The 13,764-nt window shown below is 57.4% G+C and carries 15 protein-coding genes; 6 read left to right on the top strand and 9 right to left on the bottom strand.

Features of this window, described 5'->3' with window-relative positions; genetic code table 11:
• Positions 1-17: 17 nt before the first annotated feature.
• Positions 18-509 carry an Lrp/AsnC family transcriptional regulator gene (locus ACYQ54_RS22940; protein ID WP_460087249.1) on the top strand — a complete coding sequence of 164 codons (492 nt, stop codon included), beginning with the start codon at positions 18-20 and terminating at the stop codon, positions 507-509.
• Positions 510-554: 45 nt separating this feature from the next.
• On the opposite strand, the gene ACYQ54_RS22935 is transcribed toward ACYQ54_RS22940, so the two are convergent.
• From ACYQ54_RS22935 to ACYQ54_RS22925, 3 genes are all read right to left on the bottom strand, one after another.
• Positions 555-965, bottom strand: a complete 411-nt coding sequence (locus tag ACYQ54_RS22935) for a VOC family protein (RefSeq protein WP_460086627.1) — start codon at positions 963-965, stop codon at positions 555-557.
• 66 nt (positions 966-1,031) lie between these two features.
• The gene (locus ACYQ54_RS22930; RefSeq protein ID WP_460086624.1) at positions 1,032-1,901 is read right to left on the bottom strand and encodes a helix-turn-helix domain-containing protein; all 870 of its coding nucleotides are present in this window, start codon (positions 1,899-1,901) and stop codon (positions 1,032-1,034) included.
• A gap of 54 nt (positions 1,902-1,955) precedes the next feature.
• Complete coding sequence (locus ACYQ54_RS22925) at positions 1,956-2,609, bottom strand: TetR/AcrR family transcriptional regulator (protein ID WP_460086623.1); 654 nt, start codon at positions 2,607-2,609, stop codon at positions 1,956-1,958.
• A 169-nt stretch (positions 2,610-2,778) separates the two neighbouring features.
• Here ACYQ54_RS22925 and ACYQ54_RS22920 point away from each other — a divergent pair, with 169 nt between their 5' ends.
• The 4 genes from ACYQ54_RS22920 (at position 2,779) to ACYQ54_RS22905 (ending at position 7,877) form a co-directional block, all read left to right on the top strand.
• The gene (locus ACYQ54_RS22920; RefSeq protein WP_460086621.1) at positions 2,779-4,815 is read left to right on the top strand and encodes an oxidoreductase; all 2,037 of its coding nucleotides are present in this window, start codon (positions 2,779-2,781) and stop codon (positions 4,813-4,815) included.
• Positions 4,816-4,963: 148 nt separating this feature from the next.
• A complete protein-coding gene (locus ACYQ54_RS22915) occupies positions 4,964-6,199 on the top strand; it encodes an aromatic ring-hydroxylating oxygenase subunit alpha (RefSeq protein WP_460086620.1) in 1,236 nt (411 codons plus the stop codon).
• 4 nt (positions 6,200-6,203) lie between these two features.
• Positions 6,204-7,277, top strand: coding sequence for an FAD-binding oxidoreductase (locus ACYQ54_RS22910; protein ID WP_460086618.1), 1,074 nt, complete (start codon positions 6,204-6,206; stop codon positions 7,275-7,277).
• A gap of 99 nt (positions 7,278-7,376) precedes the next feature.
• On the top strand, positions 7,377-7,877 hold the full coding sequence (locus tag ACYQ54_RS22905) for a DUF302 domain-containing protein (protein WP_460086616.1): 501 nt from the start codon (positions 7,377-7,379) through the stop codon (positions 7,875-7,877).
• A 35-nt stretch (positions 7,878-7,912) separates the two neighbouring features.
• Here the strand turns inward: ACYQ54_RS22905 and ACYQ54_RS22900 are convergent, their stop codons facing one another.
• The 3 genes from ACYQ54_RS22900 to ACYQ54_RS22890 all read right to left on the bottom strand — a co-directional run bounded on the left by ACYQ54_RS22900 (position 7,913) and on the right by ACYQ54_RS22890 (position 9,767).
• The gene (locus ACYQ54_RS22900; RefSeq protein WP_460086614.1) at positions 7,913-8,623 is read right to left on the bottom strand and encodes a DNA alkylation repair protein; all 711 of its coding nucleotides are present in this window, start codon (positions 8,621-8,623) and stop codon (positions 7,913-7,915) included.
• A gap of 12 nt (positions 8,624-8,635) precedes the next feature.
• Positions 8,636-9,517 carry an NAD(P)-dependent oxidoreductase gene (locus ACYQ54_RS22895; RefSeq protein WP_460086612.1) on the bottom strand — a complete coding sequence of 294 codons (882 nt, stop codon included), beginning with the start codon at positions 9,515-9,517 and terminating at the stop codon, positions 8,636-8,638.
• A gap of 97 nt (positions 9,518-9,614) precedes the next feature.
• Positions 9,615-9,767, bottom strand: coding sequence for a hypothetical protein (locus tag ACYQ54_RS22890; protein WP_460086611.1), 153 nt, complete (start codon positions 9,765-9,767; stop codon positions 9,615-9,617).
• 100 nt (positions 9,768-9,867) lie between these two features.
• Between ACYQ54_RS22890 and ACYQ54_RS22885 the strand changes: the two genes are divergently transcribed.
• Positions 9,868-10,758 (top strand): LysR substrate-binding domain-containing protein, encoded by an 891-nt coding sequence (locus ACYQ54_RS22885; protein ID WP_460086608.1) that lies wholly within the window; start codon positions 9,868-9,870, stop codon positions 10,756-10,758.
• A 6-nt stretch (positions 10,759-10,764) separates the two neighbouring features.
• Here ACYQ54_RS22885 and ACYQ54_RS22880 read toward each other — a convergent pair whose 3' ends face one another.
• The 3 genes from ACYQ54_RS22880 to ACYQ54_RS22870 form a co-directional block, all read right to left on the bottom strand.
• Complete coding sequence (locus ACYQ54_RS22880; protein ID WP_460086606.1) at positions 10,765-11,931, bottom strand: trans-sulfuration enzyme family protein; 1,167 nt, start codon at positions 11,929-11,931, stop codon at positions 10,765-10,767.
• A gap of 201 nt (positions 11,932-12,132) precedes the next feature.
• Positions 12,133-12,960: an ABC transporter permease gene (locus ACYQ54_RS22875; RefSeq protein ID WP_460086604.1), complete on the bottom strand. Its 828-nt coding sequence runs from the start codon at positions 12,958-12,960 to the stop codon at positions 12,133-12,135.
• Positions 12,957-13,670 carry an ABC transporter permease gene (locus ACYQ54_RS22870; protein WP_460086603.1) on the bottom strand — a complete coding sequence of 238 codons (714 nt, stop codon included), beginning with the start codon at positions 13,668-13,670 and terminating at the stop codon, positions 12,957-12,959. The genes ACYQ54_RS22875 and ACYQ54_RS22870 overlap by 4 nt, the downstream gene beginning before the upstream one ends.
• Between the last annotated feature and the right edge of the window lie 94 nt (positions 13,671-13,764).

Below are 13,764 nucleotides of genomic sequence, written 5' to 3'. Positions count from 1 at the left end.
CGGATCTTGAAATCATGATTGATCGTATCGACCGTCGCATCCTGTCCATTCTTCAGGAAGACTGCACCGTGCCGGTGGCCGAAATCGGCCGCAGGGTAGGCCTGTCGACCACACCTTGCTGGCGTCGCATCCAGAAGATGGAAGAAGACGGTGTCATCACCGGCCGTGTTGCGTTGCTGGATCCGGCAAAGGTCAACGCGAAGGTGACAGCCTTTGTCGCCATTACGACAAGTCAGCACTCCGAAGACTGGCTGAAGAAATTTGCCGATGTCATCCGTGAGTTTCCGGAAGTGGTCGAATTCTACCGGATGGCCGGGCAGGTGGACTATCTTTTGCGTGTCGCCGTCCCGGACATTGAAGCCTATGACGCATTTTACAAGAAGCTGATCGCCAAGATCGATATTTCCGATGTGTCGACGACCTTCGCAATGGAGCAGATCAAGAACACCACGGCCTTGCCGCTCAGTTATGTGGCACCGGAAAAACCGAAGCCCGACCGGGATAAGTGACCTGGCGGGCAACGATATTCATTCCTGCCTGTGAATTCTGCCGGTTCAGGTCTCTGTCTTCGGCCAATAGGTGCCGATGCTCCAGATGTTTCCTTCGGGATCCTGACAGATGAACTCCCGGCTGCCGTAGTCCCGCTCCGTCAGGCCTTCCAGGATTGTTGCTCCCGCGGCTCTGGCACGGTTAAACAGCGCGTCGGCATTCTCCACGGCCAGATAGATTGCCTTGCCACACGGGCCGTTCGGATGCCCGATGATCTTTGCAAAGGCATCGTCGCGGGCCTGACCGATCATGATCATGGCCGAGCCGAACGCCAGTTCTGCATGCACGACTGCGCCCTGGTCATCTCTGTACACTTCATGTTCGACGAACCCGAATGCTTCGCCAAGCCATGTGATCATCGCATTCGCATTTCCAAATCGGAAAACAGGGTAAACTCTGCTTGCTTCGTGAGACATTTCACACCTCCTTTGATGGAGAAGGTGATAGCTCGTCACCATAAGGCTGGATTGAAGGTTTGTTACCTACCAGGCGCTGGCAGAACCGTTCAGAACCCGCGCGCGCCAGGCTGCGGGTGACCTGCCGGAGAATTCGGAAAAATCCCGAATGAGATGCGCCTGGTCTGCATAGCCGCAGTCGACAGCCACGCCGGCCCAATCGATTTCATCGCCGCTTTTCAGATGGTTCAGCACCTGGCCGAACCGAATGACCCGTGCGACAGTCTTGGGTCGAAGGCCGATGTCCTTGCGAAATTTTTGGGCCAGGTGTTTGCGGCTCCAGCCGATTTCAACCGCCAATGTCCGAACCGGGGCTTGCCCGCCGGTCTCGACTAGCCGGTCCAGAACGTGGTCGGCGGGTGTCATCTGGACAGGTTCCTGACGCAGACGTCTGGCAACGAAGGCAAGGGCGTGATCGAGCCGCGCTGCCCAGTTTGTCATGTCTTCGATTTGCCGGACAAACACGGCCAGATCGGCCTCGGCAATATCGGCAAACGGCAGCATCTGGTCAGTCAGCAGGTCCATGGGAAACCGGAAAAAATGGCGCGCACCGATAGGCGTGAAATTGATTTGCAGGCATTTGGCACGGCCGTTGGACTGAATATAGACCGGCACACTGCTGAGCCCGGCGAGAAAGCTGGGAAGAGCATTTTCGGCAGTTGGAAACTGGCCAAGAGCGATTTCGAATGGATCGCCGAAACTCAGGATAAGCGGAATGGTCAGCGATGCGGTTTCAATCTGCCTGTTCGTCTGCGGTTGCCGTTCCTCGTAACCGATGATGTCGGTGAAAAGGCTACGCAAGTCCGGCGGTGCGAGACGGCGCCAGAACCCGGCATCAATGCCGGATGGAACCGAGGACGAAGGCGGTGCTGGTGCCGCGGTTTGCGAGGTTGTCATGATCCTTCCTTGTAAGGACAGGATAGGGTCAACTTCTACCGCGGTCACCCATAATCAATCAGATTGGCCGGGTGACAGCGGATGCCGCGCACGGAACCGGGCGAATTCGGCATCGGAAACGGTCTTCCCGGTAAAGATCTCGATATAATGGGGCATACGTTGAAGCCTGGGGCCCAGCGGTTCGCTCGGGCGATCCTTGACGATCGAGATATAACCGATCTGCGTCAGATACATGGTGTTGGCTCTCACATCGGCCGAGGCATGTTCATAGCCGAAACGTTCGAACATCGCCGTAAAGGCCTCGATCCGAACCCGGTCGGCCTCTTCCAGCATCGGCGTGAGGTCCGTGTCCGCATGTGCCCAATTGCGCATGGCAAATTCCAGCCGGGAATCGAACAGATCCGGCAACAGCCACAAATCGAACAGGTTCAGCATCGCTTCGGTGATCGTCTCCGCGTAGTCCTCGGTTCGCTTGACCAGATTGCCGGTGTTTTTCGTTTGCCACTGGGTGATCAAAGCGTCGAGCAGGTCTTTCCGGTCTGAAAAATGACCATAAAAACTGGTGCGCGACAGGCCCAGCCTGTCTGCCAGAGGCATCACCTTGACGGCATCGATGCCGTATTCGATCAGCGCCTGATAGGCAGCTTCGATCCAAACCTCGCGTGTGCCGCGCCAACCGGATGTCTTTTCGATCAAAAGGTCGCTCATATGCTTGCGATAACAAACCGCCAGGCTTGCGGCAATTGAAATTGACACCAATGTCGACAAAAACGACACATATGTCGTTTTTCGGACTTTTCAAAAACGTTCGGCGGGAATTACTCTTTGCAAACCTGAGGAAACCCGCGATGCGGTGGCACGCCTGGAGAGGGAAGAGATGTCGAAGGATCCGTTGTTGCAGCCCTATCAGCTGAAGCATTTGACGCTGAAAAACCGGATCATGATCACCTCGCACGAGCCTGCCTATCCCGAAGACGGTATGCCAAAGGATCGGTACCGTGCCTATCACGAGGTTCGGGCGAAGGCCGGTGTCGCACTGACCATGACAGCCGGCTCCGCAGCGGTGTCGCGCAACTCTCCTCCCGTCTTCAACAACATCCTTGCCTACAAGGATGAGGTGGTGCCGTGGATCAAGCGTCTGACGGATGCCTGTCACGAACACGACTGTGCGGTGATGATCCAGCTGACGCATCTTGGCCGTCGCACACACTGGAACAAGGGCGACTGGTTGCCGGCTGTATCTTCCAGCCACGAACGCGAAGCGGCGCACCGGGCCTTTCCCAAGCAGGTGGAAGAGTGGGACATCGCGCGGATCATCGCTGACTACGCCGACGCGGCGGAGCGCATGAAAGCCGGCGGTATGGATGGCATAGAGCTGCAGGCCTACGGTCACCTGATGGACCAGTTCTGGTCACCAGTCACCAACAGCCTGGATGGCCCTTACGGCGGTTCACTGGAAAACCGGATGCGCTTTTCGCTGGAAGTGATCGAGGCCGTTCGGCACAGGGTCGGTGACGACTTCATTCTGGGCATCCGTTTTACGGCCGACGAAGATCTTGATGGTGGCATCTCGGAAGACGAGGGCCTGGAAATCGCCCGGCGCCTCAAGGCAACCGGGCAGATAGACTTCCTGAACGTTATTCGCGGACATATCGATACCGATGCGGGCCTGACGGACGTGATTCCGGTTCAGGGCATGCGCAACGCTCCGCATCTGGATTTTGCCGGCCGCATCAAGAAGGAGGTCGACATGCCGACCTTCCACGCTGCCAAGATCCCCGATGTCGCCACCGCGCGTCATGCCATCGCCGAAGGTCTGCTGGATATGGTCGGCATGACACGAGCCCATATGGCCGACCCGATGGTCGTCAGGAAAATTGCCGAGAAACGGGAAGGGGATATTCGCCCCTGTGTGGGCGCAACTTATTGCCTCGACCGGATCTATCAGGCGGGCGATGCGCTCTGCATTCACAACCCGGCAACTGGCCGGGAGCTGACCATGCCCCACGAGATCCCTCTTGCGGATACAAAAAAGAAGGTCGTCGTCGTCGGAGCTGGGCCGGCCGGCATGGAAGCTGCGCGCGTTGCCGGGGAACGAGGTCACGATGTGACCGTGTTCGAAGCTGCGCCGGACGCCGGTGGTCAGATCCGGCTGACCGCGCAGTCCGAACGCAGGCGCGAAATGATTTCGATCATCGACTGGCGCATGGATCAGTGCCTCGCAAAAGACGTGAAGTTTCACTTCAACACTTTTGCAGAGGTGGAAGAAGTTACGCAAGAAAATCCGGATGTGGTCATCATCGCAACTGGTGGCTTGCCGCACACCGATGTTCTGAGTGAAGGCAATGACCTCGTCGTCTCCACCTGGGATATCATTGCGGGCGATGTCAAACCGGGCAAACGCGTTCTCGTGTATGACGATGCCGGTGACCATCCGGCCCTGCAGGCAGCCGAGATCATTGCAAAGTCAGGGGCCCACGTGGAAATCATGACGCCGGACAGGTCCTTTGCCCCGGACGTGATGGCCATGAATCTGGTGCCGTATATGCGGTCCCTGCAGGACAAGGACGTGCGCTTCACCGTGACCTACCGTCTGAAGGCGGCAAAACGATCCGGAAACATGATCACCGCGGTCGTCGGCACGGACTATTCAAGCCACACGGAAGAACGGGAATTCGACCAGATCGTCGTCAATCACGGTACAATACCGATGGACGAACTTTATTTCGAACTGAAGCCGTTGTCGAAGAACCTTGGTGCCGTTCAGCAGGAAGCGTTGATTTTCGGCCGTCCGCAACCGCTCGAGGCCAACCCGGAAGGCGCCTTCGCGCTCTTCCGCATTGGTGACGCGGTGTCAGCGCGCAACACCCACGCGGCGATCTACGATGCGTTACGCCTGGTCAAGGACATTTGATATGATGCTGCACCGCACGCGGAAAATTTGGGCAGCGTCTTACATGGATAAGCAAATGACGCTTTTGCGCTACGGCGGTGGGGGGCGGAGGGCCTAACGTTCCGGGCAACGACAGGCCGGGAGACTCGGCCATAAAGGATGTGTCACCATGTTCAGCGATGCAGAAATTCTGTCACTTTTGATGGGCCGCCGTTCCGGGTATTCTTTGCCCCAGGCCTTCTATACCGATGCCGACGTCTACCAGGCGGACCTGAAGAACATCTGGCAGAAGGAATGGATTTTCGCCATTCCGTCAGCCGAGTTGCCGAAATCCGGCAACTACGTCACGCTTCAGGTCGGCGATTATTCCGTCATCATCGTACGTGGCGCCGACGGCGTCATTCGCGCATTCCACAATTCCTGCCGTCACCGTGGCAGCCGCATTTGCGCAGCCTCCAGGGGATCGGCTCCGAAGCTGGTCTGCCCGTACCACCAGTGGACCTACGAGCTCGACGGCAAGCTGCTGTGGGCACGCGAGATGGGGCCGGAATTCAAGCCGGAAAACCACGGTCTGAAGACCGTGCACTGTGTCAATGTGTCAGGAATGGTGTTCATCTGCCTCGCTGCGGTTGCTCCCGACACCTCGGAGCTTGAAAAGCAGGCGGAACGCTATCTCGGTCCGCACGATCTATCCAATCTCAAGGTTGCCCATCAGTCGACTATCGTCGAGCAGGGCAACTGGAAGCTCGTGCTGGAAAACAACCGCGAGTGCTATCACTGCTCGGGATCCCATCCCTCCCTGTGCCGGACGTTCCCGGACGATCCCAACCTCGTCGGCGGAGATGATTCGACCTCGTCAAACGTCGGCAAGGCCCATGTGGAACGCTGCGAAGGGTCAGGGCTTCCCTCAAGGTTCCTGATTTCGCCGTCCGAGCAATGGCGTTTCGTGCGCATTCCGTTCCTTGGCGATGCGGTCAGCTATACCATGGACGGCAAGGCAGCCGTTTCCAGGCGGATTGGGTCTGTGCCCTTCGACAATGCCGGCTCCTGCCTGTTCTTCCATTATCCGAACACCTGGAACCACTTCCTGTCGGATCAGGTGCTCACGTTCCGCGTTCTGCCGATCAGCCCCATGGAAACCGAAGTGACAACCACCTGGTTGGTGCACAAGGATGCGCAGGAAGGTGTCGACTACGACCTCAAGCGTCTGACCGAAGTCTGGATGCACACAAACGACGAGGATCGGCAGATCGTTGAGGAAAATCAGATCGGCATCAAGTCTCCTGCCTACGAACCGGGACCGTATTCTCCGGCACAGGAAAGCGGCGTCATCCAGTTCGTCGACTGGTATGCCCGAACCCTGGAAAACGGTCTGATGGGCCGTTTCCGCGTCGCGGCGGAGTAGAACCATGATCCCTATGCCCGGACGCGATACGCCGGTCTGGTCCGACAGTGAAGCTCTGGAATGCGTCAGCGTTCTGCCGGAAGCGCCGGGGGTGAAGACTTTCACCTTCCGTCCGCCTTCGGGTGCAACCTTCCTCTATCGGGCAGGTCAGTTCATCACGCTGGATTTGCCGGTGCCTGGCGGAAACGTTCAACGCACTTACACGATTTCCTCTTCGCCGGTGACCAACGCCTATATCTCTGTGACCGTAAAGGTCCAGCAAGACAGCATCGGCACGAAGTGGATGCTGGAAAACCTGGTTCCGGGGATGCAGATCAAGGCCTATGGACCGGCCGGTCTGTTCCATTTGCCACGCAATCCGGACAGCAAGTACCTGTTCATATCCGCCGGTTCTGGTGTCACGCCCATGATGTCCATGGCGACGACGCTGTTCGAACGCGGCGAGGACCCGGATATCTGCTTTATCCAGTGTGCAAAACGGCCCGTCGATCTGATCTTCCGCAAGCGGCTGGAATATATGGCGAGCCGCGTCAACGGTCTGCAGCTGCATTTCGTGGTCACCAACAGCGAACCCTACGACGTGTGGACCGGTTATCGCGGACACTTCAACCAGCTGATGCTGGGCCTGATGTGCAACGACTATCTGGAGCGTGAAGTCTATTGCTGCGGCCCGGAAGGTTTCATGGAATCCGTGCGCGAGATCCTGAACTCACTCGGCTTCAACATGGAAAACTATTTCCAGGAAAGTTTCCAGGCGCCGGCCGAAACCAAGGCGGAACTCACCGAGTTTGACGACGTTGTGCCTCAGGATGATGTGCAGGCTCAGATCGTATTCGCCAACTCCCAGGTGTCTTCCTGGTGTTCGGAAACTGACACTGTGTTGGCGGTTGCCAAGGATGCGGGGCTCAACATTCCTTCTGGCTGCACGTTTGGTGTTTGTGGCACTTGCAAGGTGAAGAAGCTCTCCGGCGAAGTTCACATGGTCCACTCGGGCGGCATCAGCGACGAGGATATCGAGGCCGGTTTCATTCTCGCTTGCTGTTCAAATCCGATCGGTACGGTCGAGGTCGACATTTGAGGTGAAGGTAGCCGAGGAAATATTCAAAATTTGCGATGTATCAATGACGCGAGTGTGAAGACCAGAGTATTCTGACCTTCATTTTCGGGAGGACGTCGCATGTTTGAGAATTTCAGGAAACCGTTTCTGGTCGCAATCGCCTTAGCCGGTATAGCGGTCAGCGGCACGGTGTCCACCTCTGCGCAGACCGTGCCGGAAGGCGTTACCGCCTATCAGGTTTCGGCAGCTTTTGACGATGTGCGTTTCGATCTTGAAAACGCCATCGTCAACCATGGCCTTGTCATCGATTACGTCTCGCATATCGGCGACATGCTGGACCGCACCGCGCAGGATGTCGGCAGTCAAAAGCAGATCTTCGTCAAGGCGCAGTCGATGTTGTTCTGCTCGGCCAACCTGTCCCGCAAGGTGATGGAAGCCGCTGCTGTAAATATCGCCTATTGTCCCTATTCGGTGTTCGTTTACGAGACCCCGGACCAGCCCGGTACAGTAACCGTCGGATATCGTCATCTTGGCGAAACCGGGTCTGACGCCTCCAAGGCGGCCATAGGCGAGGTCAATGCTTTGCTGGATGCCATCGCCAAGGAAGCAGCCGGCCAGTAATTTGAGGCGCCCATATCGTCAAAGGCGCTAACCGGTCAGACTTCCGGCCTCTTGTTCAGCCGGATCAACACTTTTTCGGACGCAAGTTCCCGGACTGCGGCAGTGCCGACCTTGCGCGTTGTCCGGTCTCCGGAGGCTGCCAGATCCCTTGCAAGGTCGAGGGCGGCGCTATGCAAGGGCATTGATCGCTTGCCGATCTGGCGGAGAGCCCAGTGCACCGCTTTCCAGACGAAGTTTCGCTCGTCCGTGGCTGCGGTGCGGATCAACGGCAGATATTCCAGAAACTCCGTTTCAGGAGCCGCCTTGGCATGGACGGCGCGCCAGGCAATCAGCGCAAAGGCAGCCCGCCGGACAAATTCGCGCTCATCGGCAGCCAGAGCAGTCACGAGTTCATTCGATCCCGCCCGGCGGGCAAGAATGTTCATGAGCTGATCGCACAGGTCCCAGGAGCCGATGTCGTTCAGCCACTCGAGCGCCAGTTCCGGCGCGAGCTGCTTGGGTGGCGTCAACAGGATCGCCAAGAGGCGTGCTTCGTGAAAGCCGCTGGCCCAAAGGTCCCGAGCAAGCTCCGGGGAGGGGCCGATTGATCGGGCGAGAGGGCGCAAAATGGACAAAGGCACGCCGAAGGCCTGGTCGGTCTCGATGCCGAACCGCGCCATTCCGGCGCGATTCCCTTCCGTTCCCGATTCACGAAGTTCGGTCAGAACTGTCTCGAGCGTGAAGGTCTTGTCCGCGCAGCGAGGCATCGGTCAGCGTGATTACGTCTTGTCGGCGTTGTTCAGCCGGGCAATGAGGCTGGACGTATCCCAGCGCTTGCCACCCATGGCCTGAACTTCGGCATAGAACTGGTCTACAAGCGCCGTCACGGGCAAGCGAGCGCCAGTTTCATTGGCGGTCTTCAGGCAGATGCCGAGATCCTTGCGCATCCAGTCGACCGCGAAGCCGTAGTCGAACTTGCCGGCATTCATGGTCTCCCACCGGTTTTCCATCTGCCAGGACTGGGCTGCTCCGCCCTTGATTGCGGAGATGACTTTAGCAACGTCGAGATCCGCTTTTTGGGCAAAGTGAATGGCTTCGGACAGGCCCTGTACCAGACCGGCGATGCAGATTTGGTTGACCATCTTGGTGAGCTGACCTGCTCCACTCTCGCCCATCAGGCCGGCGAATTTGGCGAAACATTCAATGACCGGTTTGGCCTTGTCGAAAACATCCTGGTCGCCGCCACACATCACGGTCAGAACGCCATTCTCAGCGCCGGCCTGGCCGCCGGAAACCGGCGCGTCTATGAATCCACATCCCTTTTCCTTGGCCGCGGCATAAAGTTCGCGGGCAACTTCAGCGGATGCGGTGGTGTTGTCGATGAAGATTGCACCGTCCTTCAGCCCATGAAAAGCGCCATCCGTACCGGTGGTGACGGAGCGCAGATCTTCGTCATTGCCGACGCAGGCAAAGACAAAATCACAGCCTGCGGCTGCTTCCCTGGGGGTCTTGGCGAAGGTGCCGCCATATTCGGCAGCCCATTTTTCGGCCTTGGAGGTTGTCCGGTTATAGACCGTGACGTCGTGGCCACCCTTGGTTTTCAGGTATCCCGCCATCGGATATCCCATGACGCCCAGACCGATGAATGCAACCTTTGCCATGACGACGCTCCCTTCGCATGCGAAGGCCCGGTACGAGCCGGGCCTTTAACTGAAATGGTTCTTCATGGTTTTAGGTCATTTACCGCGCGCTGTCAGCCTAGATCCAGTAAGGCGCACGCTGCCAGAGCCAGAAATGACGTTCCCGCTTCTCCGACTTGGCGTCCAGGTGCCGCTGGGTGCGCGGATCGGGACGGGTGTTGCTGGTAAACCGGCTTGCTTCCAGAAAGCTGCGTGCATAAATATCAAACATGTGCTTACATCCTCTCGCTGCGTTGTGTGAGAGTAATGTGGCTGTTTGAGGCGGTAAGTGCCAGTCAGGAAGATTTCTGAAATGTAAGGTGAAGTTACATATGGATTGGCGGTCACTCCCTTCGCTGAACAGTCTGAGAACCTTTACTGCCGTCGCCGAGACCTGCAGCCTGTCGGCCGCCGGACGAGAGTTGAACGTCACGCACGCGGCTGTCAGTCAGCAGGTCAAGGCTCTGGAACAGTTCCTGGGGTTGAAACTGATAGTCCGCGAGGGCAGGGGAATAGCGCTGACGCCGGAAGGCAGGCAGCTGTACGAAGGCTTGAGCGAAGGCTTTGATATCATCCGCGAGACGGTCGATGAACTGACGCGGGAAGACCTTGTTCGCCCACTCAACATCACCATGACGCCGTCCTTTGCCATAAGCTGGCTCATGCCGAGGATCAGCGACTTCCGGCACAGGTATCCGGATATTGAGCTGATGCTCAACCCGACGGCTGAAGTGGTTGACCTCAAACCTGGCGGCGTTGATCTTGCCATCCGCTTCGGCAAGGGCAACTGGACAGGTTTTGAGTCGGAACTTTTTATCCCGACGAATTTTGCGATTATCGGTGCGAATTGTCTGATTGGTGACAAGAAGATCGAAAGCCCCGAAGACCTTCTGCAATTCCCATGGCTTCAGGAATACGGCACCAACGAATTGACCGTCTGGCTTGAGCGTCAGGGTGTCGTGCCCAAAGGCAAGCTGAACATCACGCACTTGCCTGGCTACATGGTGCTGGAAGGGCTCCGGCGTGGCGATGGCATTTCAGCCACCGCCAAAACCTTTGTCGAACCGGAGATCGAGGCCGGCAACCTGCAGGTCCTGTTCGAAGACGGCGTCTATCCCGGAACGGGGTATCATCTGGTCACCCGTCCGGGTGTCAACCGTCCACCTCTCAAGGCTTTCATGAGCTGGCTACGGGCCAAGCGTGCCGAACAGGTCGCAGATTGAACCGGGTCAGATCGCGGTGAGGGCCTGCTCCATATCTGCAATCACATCGTCGCAATGCTCGATGCCTATGGACAGCCGCAACAGGTTCTCCGGAATGCCGGAGCCTTCCCCCTCGATCGTGTAGCGATGCTCGACGAGACTTTCCGTGCCACCAAGGGAGGTAGCCCGCTGGAAAAGGTCGAGCGCGCCGGTGACCTTTAGCGCTTCCGTCTTGCCGCCCTTGACCAGTATGGACATCAGTGACCCGAACCCGCCCGTCATCTGTGCCTTTGCAATGTCGTGATCCGGATGGCTTTTGACGCCGGGATAGAGCACTGCTTCCACCTTCGGGTGCTTTTCGAAGTGTTCCGCGAAGGCCTGTGCCGTCCTGTTCATGCGTTCAACACGCAGGGCAAGTGTTCTGAGCCCGCGGAGCAACAGCCAGGTTTCGAAGGAACCGAGTACGGCACCTGCCAGTTTCCGTTCTTCTGTCAGAAAGGCCCAGGCTTCGCTGCCGGCATTGTCGGTTGTTACGACGCCACCCAGAAGGTCGGAATGGCCGTTCAGGGCCTTGGTGGCCGAATGCATGACCAGATCGGCGCCGAGCGAGAGCGGCTTGAGGATCAGCGGTGTCGCCGCCGTGGCATCGACGGCAAGCAGTGCGTCCGCGTGTTTGCACTGGCTGGCGATGCTCTTGATGTCAGCGACTTTCAGGAACGGATTGCTGGGGACTTCCAGCCAGACGAGGTCAGGGCGTGTGACGGATATCTCGTCCTGAAAGGCTTGCAGATCACTGGCATCGGCTTCCACCAGGGCGATGTTGTTGCGCGCACACATCTTGCGAAGGAACAAGGTAGTGCCCCAATAGATTCCTGACTGGGCAAGCAGTGTACCACCCGGTTTGACAATGCGGGCGACGGCAGCGACTGCCGCCATGCCTGACGCGAACAGACGGCTGTCCTCACCACCTTCCAGGGCGGCAATCAGTTTTTCGGTCTTCTTGAAAAGCGCATTGTCGTCACGGCTATAGATATGGCCCGGATTGACCAGCTCATAGGCTTCGTCACGCACGAACGTGGTTGCTGTCTGGAGGGGCGGCACGATGGCGCCCGTTGCCGCATCAAACCCGCCGCCGCCATGGGCCAGCAGGCTATCGAGATGTAGGCCATGGGCAATGGAGGGCGTTTTCGGCATGGGAAGGCTCCGTTAATGGGTCTCCCTTCGAGTTATCGCCGTCCGTCTGGATAATCAAATGAATTCAAACCGTTTGGAAAAGACGGGTGCCACCTCTTTCTGACGACGGAACATGGAAAAAGCAAACGACGAACAGGTTTCAAGAAAACGGGCCGGAACTTGAAATGCCCGGCCCATTGACTGTGATTTTGTCTACTCGGTTCAGCGTATCAAGTGCCGCGTCAGACGGGCTTCGATCCTGTCCCAAAGCCGGCGCAGCATCTCCACAAGGAACAGATAGATAACGGCTGCCCAGATGTAGGCCTGGAAATCGTATGATCTCGAGTAGGCTCGTCTCGTTTCGCCAAACAGATCGAACACCGTTACGATTGCCGCAATAGCGGACCCTTTGAGCATGAGGATGATCTCATTGCCGTAAGGACGCAGGGCAACAATCAGTGCCTGAGGCAGGATGATTTTGAAGAAGGTAACTTGCTTGCTGAGGCCCAGAGCCGCAGCACCTTCCCACTGACCCCTCGATACGTTCTGGATAGCACCTCGTAGGATCTCAGCCTGATAGGCCGAGGTGTTCAGTGAAAACGCGAATATCACGCAGAACCAGGATTCCCGGAAAAGACCCCAGAGGCCGATGGCCTCAAGCTGCTCCTGGAACGTACCTGCACCGTAGTAAACGAGGAAGGTCTGTGCCAGCAAAGGCGTGCCTCGGAAAAAGTAGACGAAGCAATAGGCAGGCTTTGATATGACCCACCATTTTGAAGCACGGGCAGCTGCAATCGGAATGCTCAAAAGAGCGCCAATCAACAAGGACAGGCCGACAATTTCAAGGGTAACGAAAAAACCGCTGAGATACGCAGGCCAATACTTCAGCACAAACGGACTGGCGATGTTCATCGCCAGGTAGTACAGCAACGAACCGCCCGAGACGATCCAGAGTGCCATCAGAACGTTCCCGAAGATCCTGGTCTTGTTCCAACGGCGAGGCGGAGCAGGCGGGCGCTGCAGGCTGGTGGCAGGGTTCGCCGAAATCATCGTGCGGAATCTCCACGTTTGCTCCAGCGCTCAATGCGCACAAGGCCGGTGGACGATATCATTGCCAGCACAAGATAGATCAGGCAGGCGATGCCAAAAAACATGAATGGTTCCTTGGTCACTCTCGCGGCGATCCCGGACTGTCTCATTACGTCCGACAGCCCGACCACGGAAACAAGGGAAGTGTCTTTTAAAAGCACTAGCCAGCTGTTCCCCAGTGCGGGAAGTGCGAGCCGGATCAATTGAGGCAGAACCACCAGCCGAAGCGTTTTGCCCTTCGACAGACCAAGCGCATATCCGCCCTCGTACTGCCCCAGCGGGATTCCGCGAAAAGCGGAAAGAAACGCCTCGGACGCATAGGAAGAAAACACGAACGAGAGTGCGATGACACCGGCCACAAACGAATTGACTTCGAAATAGACGTCGAAGCCGGCCGTCTTGAGCAAGACTTGTATCGCGATTTGAAGGCCGAAATAGACCAGGAACAATGTCAGCAGTTCCGGCAAACCCCGGAAAAGAGTGGTGTAGATGTTGGCTGCCAGTCGCAGGCTGGGTTCCGACGACTTTTTTGCAAGTGCAATCAGAAATCCCAGAAACAACCCGAACGGCAAGGTTACTATTGCAAGGGAAACGGTCAAAACCACGCCCCAAGCAATCTCATCTCCCCAACCCTCTGGTCCGAAGGAGAGTAGCGTCAAAGCTTCGTTCATAAGCCGGCGCTTCTTTCTGTTTGTCGTTGTTATTCCGGCCGCCCCTCCGGCCGTACTGCGGGATTTTTCCCTGCAGGTGGCAGCGGCGCGCAGG

The organism is Roseibium sp. LAB1, assembly GCF_054658235.1.
Note: the sequence above shows the minus strand (reverse complement) of the source record. Positions and strands in the feature narration are given on the sequence as shown.